The sequence below is a fragment of the Candidatus Poribacteria bacterium genome, from assembly GCA_021162805.1.
Taxonomy (GTDB): domain Bacteria; phylum Poribacteria; class WGA-4E; order B28-G17; family B28-G17; genus JAGGXZ01.
The window spans coordinates 1-7,430 of sequence record JAGGXZ010000164.1 but is presented as its reverse complement, the minus strand read 5'-3'; the positions used below and the strand labels follow the sequence as shown (position 1 = coordinate 7,430).

Sequence of the window (7,430 nt, the reverse complement as noted above, 5' to 3'; positions counted from 1 at the left end):
TTCTTTTCCCATCCGGAGACCAACGACAATCACCGTCCAGAAAATCGGAGGCTTTGATCTTACGCAGGTTCTTGCCATCCACATCGATTATATAGAGATCTGGATGAAGCGCACCCTTCGCCTGAGCAGTGAAGGCGATCTTACTCCCATCAGGCGACCATCCAAGAGTTCCTCCTATGAAGTTCATATACTGAGGTAGGAGAAGCCGGATGTTTTCACCTTTGTAATCTGCGATATAGATAGCCGCTCCTTTCCCAGATCGGTTTGATACAAATGCGATTTTACTTCCGTCGGGTGACCATGATGGGTAGAAATCACGAGCCATGAAGTTTGTGAAATTACGTATGTTGTATATCTTCCCTTTTTCCGCATCCACATCCCCTATGTAGATATCAGTCCATCCGGTGACAGGATTAGGCCTTGAGAAAGCTATTTTCCCTTGAGCCAAAGCGATAGAAATGCCTATCGGAGAAAGCAGTAAGATTAACATACAAAGGATTTTACATCTTCTTTTTACCATCATAGATTTACTCCTGTTTTGCGCTATAGATACTGAGGGAGGGCTTATCCCTCCCTCTATCATCACTTGGAGAAATCAAGATGCTCACCCACCTGATCTTGGATGAATGGAGGACGATTTACCCCGTTTCTCACTTCGACCCTTGTGTAAGCATCTAGCGTATGATCACCTCGGTCTAAATCGGCAGCTGATCGGGTAATCGTATTTGAGTGGAAGAACGGATTAGAAGGGTCGTTGCCCGGCTTAACCTCGATGCGCCAACCTTCATCTCTCAACGTTTTCCCCTCATCGCTATCCACTTGGTGTTTGAACTCGTAGTCTACGAAGACTGAAACGCCTCCTCCATTCCACACATAAACCGAGTGGTTGCTTTTGGTAACATCTGAGCCTCGGTCGTAGGTTAGGCTATTGACCTCAACGTACCAGCTCACGTTGTTTTGGACGCCGCCATGACCTGCGGCGTAAACGATACTGACGACAAACACCAGCGACAGGAGAGTTGTCAGGATCGCAAACCCCATCGCCTCCCTGCTTCCCCTTATGCCTCGCATTTGACTTAACCTCCTTAGCATAGATTAAAGCTTTGGACCCCGGACGTCGAAAGTCCAGCAACTCAGCATGAACCTCAAATGCCTCCACCCATCCCTCACCGTCCTCAGCTTTGAACTCGATCCCTCTTCCCGCGGATAATACCTGATCAGCACCTCGCCTATCCTCATGCCTCTTACCACCGCTGCTATCACCATCTCTGAAGCGAACTCCATACCACCACTCCTTAAGCCCATCCTCTCATACGCATCCCTCCTGAAAGCACGCATGCCGCAATGAGCATCCGATACTCCAGCACCGAACAACAGATTCAACAGGCTCGTCAGAAACAGATTCCCCAACCTGTGACTCCACTCCATCGCACCCGGCAGTATCTCCCCCCTCAGCCTGCTGCCCATCACAAGATCGTATCCCTCATCCAGCTTCCTTACGAACTTAGGTATCTCCCTGAAATCATACGTGTCGTCGGCATCCCCCATGATGATGTATCTCCCCTTGGCGGCCTCTATCCCTGCCCTGCATGCGTTGCCGTAGCCTCTTTTGGGCTGATGAACAACTCTCGCTCCCAAGGATTCAGCTATCTTAACGGAGCCGTCCTCTGATCCGTTGTCGGCCACTATTATCTCCCCATCCACCTTCATCTCCTTGATAGCTGCTTTAGCCTTCTCGATACATCTTGCAAGCGTTTTTGCTTCATTGAGGCACGGCATGACGACCGATAGCAGCATCACCATCAACTCCCAGCATGTCCGAAGTCCTGAAGGATACTTCACCATGATATAGGCAACTTTCATGCCAGATCGTGAGCCCCCATAATTCCTCATCTCCCGATCTACCGCATACCTTTCAGATGATAACATCGTTATCACCAAGATAGGCTCAAAAGGAAGAATCGCTTATCTTATAAGCGATAATGCGCTGATAACTCTGTTATCACTACTGATAACTCCGTTATCACCGCTCATCACTTGGTGTATGCCTTATCTTGAGCCTTTCCATCATCTTCTTCAAACCCACACGGCTTATCCCAAGCATATCGGCTGCCTTGCTTATGTTCCCATTCGTCTCCCTCAACGCCATCATGATCAATCCCCTTTTGAGCCTCTCAATCTCCTCCTTGAGGTTGAACTGAGAGGGCAGGGAGGCGAGTTTGAGCCCCTCCTAGATCACAGGGAGAGAAGGATTGATCTCATACCCTTTCCTCAGCTCTGTAATCCCTCCCATTCTTCAACTGTGATCCCTATTATCCTCTCTACCTCCCTTATCAACATCCTAAAGCTGTGGAACGGAATACTCAACATTGGGGGGAATTGCCATTCTGTGCTGCCTCCAGAGCATGAACTGGTGGCGTGCCCCAGAATAAGGCCCCTCAAAGCCGAGCTTCCTCAGCCTCCTTATGAAATCCCGCCGCATTCAAATCCAATCCGGCTATGACAGGCAAGGGATGGCCCAGCTTGAGCCCAACCAGAATCCAGTCCTCTAAGGTGGAACGCAATTCCTCCTCACATCCCCTCAGGGTGGCTCCAAATGCGATCACTCCTTTACAGGGAGGAATTCGACCCACGAACGATCCATCCTCCAGCTTGTCATATACTGCCATCGCCATGGCGTTATCCACATACTCTGTCAGAATGAATCGCATCCCCTCTTCACCTCTGATTTTGCCAACTCAGGCTATAACTTGATTATACCGAAGGGTTTGTTCTGAGTCAACTTGATTCCCATCTTCCCAAAATAGCGATCCCTACTGTGCCGGGTATGAGGCTGTTTATCAGAGGGACCAGAGGATACCTCAACTCCATCTCATCTTCCTCTGACCCATGCCCTGTAGAGCTTGGCATCGGGAAACTCTCTCTCAAGATAAGCCTCCGGATATGAAAGCCCCTCAGGATACGATATCTCCCATACCTGAACCTCTGGCACGGAACCGGCCGTGTTATCACGGGGATAAACCCGACGGAAATGGTGAAGCTTCCCCCGAAGCAGCAGCTTCGCCACCAGATAATCCCCAGCCTTCTCCGAAAGATACACCCCTCGCCATATGTTCCCCTTAGATAGAATGGCTAAATATCCTGGGATTTCCCCTCTCTCTTTCCCCTCCACCGAACTTCCTGAGAGGTAGATCACCTTGATGGGAAGCTTATACATCTTATGCTCTGTCTCCACAACTCCTATTCCCCTCACCACCTCATCGCCCTCTTCAAGAAGATAAAAGCCGCTCAGGCCCCATTTGCCCTTCGGTATCGTCTCGTCCTTCAACGTCAAAGGGCTATCCCCAGGAATTCCGCCCGGCGGCCTCATGTTGACAATCCATTTCCCTTTCCCAATGGGGATCATCCCATCCGGCGAGATGAGAGGAACGACCATCACCCGCTTGTCTCCTCTCTCGTCCGAGGCCAGCCAGGATATCATCGGAAGGGAGAGCAGATCGGAAAGGCTTATCGCTATATGAGTAGCTCGGTGGGCTTTGAGAAACTCAAGAGCCTCCCTCTCGCTTTGGGCACAGAAGAGATGTCTCGACATCAGATGTATCCGGTATGGGATGAAATGATCCTCATCGACAACAGTCCCTTTGTGGGCAAGGACGTTTATCATGCTTCCGTAATGCCACCAGGCAGCCACGACGGCATCATTTGGGAGGTTATCCCTCATCCATTCCATCGCCTCCCTCCAGGGGCGGGAAAGCATAGGACGGGATGAACGGATCACCCTGAAATCAGCTCTGCAATAGGATAGGACGAAATGCCCTAAAATCAGCGTAAGCAAGGTCAGGGAGGATGCCTTAAGTGGAAGGAGGCGAAGCCTCAAAGCTGCTCTGAACCCCTCTTGGAAAGCAAGTCCTGTGAGGATCAGAGTGGGCGGTGCGAGGAAGAAATGATACCTCTGAGCCCCCCTTGCCACCATGAGCATGACGGAAAACCAGCAGAGAGGAAACAGAAGAGGGATGATCCTCCCACCTGTGGGCTTTCGAGGGGAAACCATAAGAACATATCCTACAAGCAAGAGGATAGATGAGATATACATCATCTGGGAAATCCTCTCGGGGATGAGCGGGAATCTGCTGTAAAGAAGGCCTATGAGGAATATCTCCCAGATCGAGAGAGAGAGCCAGGGGTTAAGGTTGATCTCCTTTGAGACCCTATATAGGAGGATCATCGAGCCTGTGGAGATCAGGAGGAAGCTTATCCCATACCAGCTAACCCAATCGATGGCGGTAGGTCTGTAAAGCTCACTGACCGTTCTCATAAGCCTGCTTCCTCCCAGAGGGGAGATGAAATTGTCCCAGATTGAAAAAAGCCTCCAGGATGTGGAGGATGGGGAGATGAGATAGAGGACGAGGGCGAGGATGATTACTAAAAGGGAGCTTGCCCCGAGGCTGAGATGGACTGAGAAAAGTTTAATTTTTCCCCTTTCGATCCGTCTGAGAGCGATATAGATGGTTGCCGTGATGAGGAACCAAGTTGGAACTCCCCATGCCAGCAGAGCGAAGGGCTTGAGGCAGATATAGGTTTTGGTGAGGATGAAAGCGGCGGTAAGCGGCGGAGTAAGATAAGAAAGGGTCGCCAGAAAATCATCGGTTTTAAACTCGTCGAACATCATCTTCAGGATCATGAGGAGGATGATAATCCCGCTGAAGAGGCCGCTTCCCTCCCAGCTCAGCACCAGTGCCATCTGGCTCAACCCCGCCCCTAGCGCAAGGAGCTGTTTTCTGAGGCCTGAGGAGAGAGCGGATTTAGCAAAAAGCAAGGATGATCCAGCGGAAAGGGCCAAGCAAAGTGAGTCCCTATCAGGGAAACCGGCCATGCTCCTCGGAAGAAGGAAGGGGGAAATGGAGGAGAAAAATGTGGAAAGAAGAGCAAGCTTGAAGCCGAATATCTCCCTGACAAAGAGGAAGAAGAGGAGGAGGAAGATGGAAAAACAAACGATGGGATATATCGAAGCGGTTGTGTGAAGGGAAATTGAAGGGAAGAAGGAGCGGACGATGCGGTGGAGGTATGCGATGAAGTATGAGGAGAGGTTAAGGTGTTTAGAAAGATCCCTTCCCGGGGGTATCCATCGCATCCGATCTATCAGGGGTAGTTTGCCGTTTTGGAGGATTATTTGGGCTTGTCTGAAGAATCTGTAGGGATCAGTTCCGATGAAGAACCTCTCCTCAAGCGATGGAAGGCTTTGAAGCCTAAGAGAGATGCTTATGAGAAGGGGGATAAGGAGAATAAAATGAGGAGTTTTGAACGGCCGGATTAACTTCATCGTAAACCGGTAGGATTACCCTTGTCTATTTCAGATCCCCAAGGTAGACTCTTCCCTTCGGAGAGTTCTCTTAACCAGCGACAATATTCTGAATATGCTTTTAGCAGCTCCTTTTCTTCGTCCAAAGCTATCTCAGAAAACAACTCTCTGAGAATCTCCTGATACAGCTTTGTTAGCTCCTTTTCAGGGAAGATCGGCTCCACACTTCCATCGGGGATCCTCGGTTCCACCCTTTGCTCAGGATGAAAGGGAGGTGGCTCCTCGGCCCAATCATTCCACTCAATGGGAAGTTCGGGATTATCTACCAGTTCAGCTTCACCTCCATAATCCTTCTCTTCCTCTAAAGCGTTGTAATCCGAGATCCCTTCTTCACCTTGATTTTCATCCCGATTTAGTTTCACTCCGAATATCTCAGGAGGCGGTCCAATCAGGGTATGCTTTTTGCCTTTATACGTCGCCTCATACCAAATTTCAGCTTCTACCTCTGGTAGTTCAGGAAACCCTTCAGGAGTGATCGTGGATGTTGCTATGAAGCTCGTTATCTGCCAGTTGTTAGGATCATCATGAATGGATTTTATCTCCGACTTTATCCTCTCCTTCTCCTCCTGTGATAGCTCCTCAGATTTGTCTTTAAGAAGCTGCTCCAGGCGGTTCTCCCTATTTGCCGCTTCCAGTGTGAGCGTTCTTGTGTATCTGACATATGTTGTCGGACGTCCAAGCTCCTGAATGACGTAGATGGACCCCCTTAATGCGTCATCGAAATGTTCTACTGCGAACCTCTTCATGAAATCCTTGCGGATCTTTGTGGGAACCATCCAGAGGAATTCTTCCCCCTTGAATCGAAGGAAAGTTATGTTATCGTCTTCATACTCGATAATATAGCCGGAGTTGCTCTTCTCACCACTCTGTTCCTCTATTTCACCGAAGTTGTTCTTCCTCAGATCTATATTGACAATCCTCATGTTCTTTACTCCTTTTTTCCTGTAACCGGTTCGGATTGATCTTCCCTTATCATAAGCTATATTCTCTTTCCGGGGAGTTTGTTTTTCAACTATTTTGTAGGAGCGTGAGCTGATATAGCTTACTAATCCTATGAACGCCCCGAGGACGATCAGCAGGATGATAATAATTGCCATCATGTCCAATTTAGATTTCATCATAAGCCTCTCTTATCCTTGGTTTTCTCACCGAAAGTCGCGAAGCGATATCGCTTTAAGGACAAAATCTGAGCGAGCAAAGTTCGCTCAGTCGCACCTGCCACGAGAAGTCTCACCGCTTGTGTGGGGAACTTCACTTTACTGTGAACCACGTCTCTTTATATGCGTTATCGAACCCTATTTCGGAGCAACCATGTAAAGTTTCGTGATGCCAACGCCCCGTTTCATTCAGATAGACGGAGGAGCCATGGTTATAAATATACTTAGCGGACCAATTAGTAACATATCCATTTATAGACGTATCTGAATTACACCATGTTTTGGGCACTACAACTACATTCTTATTTTTGCCGTAGAGTTTATACCATCTATGTACGGAAACAGTCGTTTGAGGTCCATTATTGTTAACCTTGAAGATGTACTCGCACTTAGGAGTAACATAGGTACCCACGTTCTGCTCAGTCGAGGGAGAAGGATTCATTGAGTTCCAGCCGGTATAAGTTACCACCGCATAGATAAAAGGGCATACTAAACCGATAGTGGTTACCATCAGGAGAGCGATTTGCAGTTTCTCTCTTACGGATTTCATTTATAATCATCCTCCTTTCAGCGAAATTTTTTCGCTGTTTGCGGATAGCAACTTTCATGCCAGATCGTGAGCCCCCATAATTCTTTATTTCCCGATCCACCACATACCCCTCAACTGATAACTACAGTTATCACCTAGATGGGCGAAAAGCGGGGAATCCCTCTTGATATAAGGATTCTCGACTGATAACTGCAGTTATCACCCCTGATAACCACAGTTATCACCCATCATCCGTCGGGCGCCTTATCCCCAGATTCTTCATCTTCTTCATTAACCCCGTACGGCTCATCCCTATCCTATCCGCCGTCTGTGTTATGTTCCAACCCGTCTCATCCAACACCCTCAGGATCAGATCCCTCTCGAA

8 protein-coding genes are annotated in these 7,430 nt (G+C 48.7%); all 8 read right to left on the bottom strand.

All coding sequences use genetic code 11. The features are described 5' to 3' along the window. Positions 1 to 523: PD40 domain-containing protein (locus tag J7M22_12570; protein MCD6507440.1), on the bottom strand; the 523-nt coding region annotated here is incomplete at its 3' end. A 59-nt stretch (positions 524 to 582) separates the two neighbouring features. Next, complete coding sequence (locus tag J7M22_12565) at positions 583 to 1,071, bottom strand: hypothetical protein (protein MCD6507439.1); 489 nt, start codon at positions 1,069 to 1,071, stop codon at positions 583 to 585. A gap of 24 nt (positions 1,072 to 1,095) precedes the next feature. Then, positions 1,096 to 1,863, bottom strand: a complete 768-nt coding sequence (locus J7M22_12560) for a glycosyltransferase family 2 protein (GenBank protein MCD6507438.1) — start codon at positions 1,861 to 1,863, stop codon at positions 1,096 to 1,098. A gap of 160 nt (positions 1,864 to 2,023) precedes the next feature. After that, on the bottom strand, positions 2,024 to 2,152 hold the full coding sequence (locus tag J7M22_12555) for a hypothetical protein (protein MCD6507437.1): 129 nt from the start codon (positions 2,150 to 2,152) through the stop codon (positions 2,024 to 2,026). Positions 2,153 to 2,438: 286 nt separating this feature from the next. Then, positions 2,439 to 2,711, bottom strand: a complete 273-nt coding sequence (locus J7M22_12550; protein ID MCD6507436.1) for a type II toxin-antitoxin system HicB family antitoxin — start codon at positions 2,709 to 2,711, stop codon at positions 2,439 to 2,441. 161 nt (positions 2,712 to 2,872) lie between these two features. Beyond that, on the bottom strand, positions 2,873 to 5,320 hold the full coding sequence (locus J7M22_12545; protein MCD6507435.1) for a hypothetical protein: 2,448 nt from the start codon (positions 5,318 to 5,320) through the stop codon (positions 2,873 to 2,875). Then, positions 5,317 to 6,477 (bottom strand): hypothetical protein, encoded by a 1,161-nt coding sequence (locus tag J7M22_12540; GenBank protein MCD6507434.1) that lies wholly within the window; start codon positions 6,475 to 6,477, stop codon positions 5,317 to 5,319. The genes J7M22_12545 and J7M22_12540 overlap by 4 nt, the downstream gene beginning before the upstream one ends. Before the next feature lie 809 nt (positions 6,478 to 7,286). Continuing rightward, the coding region (locus J7M22_12535; GenBank protein MCD6507433.1) for a hypothetical protein at positions 7,287 to 7,430 on the bottom strand (144 nt) is incomplete at its 5' end.

Excerpts from the sequence above, each read along its gene's own strand:
- J7M22_12565 (MCD6507439.1), bottom strand. The coding sequence starts at position 1,071 with ATGCGAGGCATAAGGGGAAGCAGGGAGGCGATGGGGTTTGCGATCCTG.
- J7M22_12560 (MCD6507438.1), bottom strand. The coding sequence starts at position 1,863 with ATGAAAGTTGCCTATATCATGGTGAAGTATCCTTCAGGACTTCGGACA.
- J7M22_12555 (MCD6507437.1), bottom strand. The coding sequence starts at position 2,152 with ATGATGGCGTTGAGGGAGACGAATGGGAACATAAGCAAGGCAGCCGAT.
- J7M22_12550 (MCD6507436.1), bottom strand. The coding sequence starts at position 2,711 with ATGCGATTCATTCTGACAGAGTATGTGGATAACGCCATGGCGATGGCA.
- J7M22_12545 (MCD6507435.1), bottom strand. The coding sequence starts at position 5,320 with ATGAAGTTAATCCGGCCGTTCAAAACTCCTCATTTTATTCTCCTTATC.
- J7M22_12540 (MCD6507434.1), bottom strand. The coding sequence starts at position 6,477 with ATGAAATCTAAATTGGACATGATGGCAATTATTATCATCCTGCTGATC.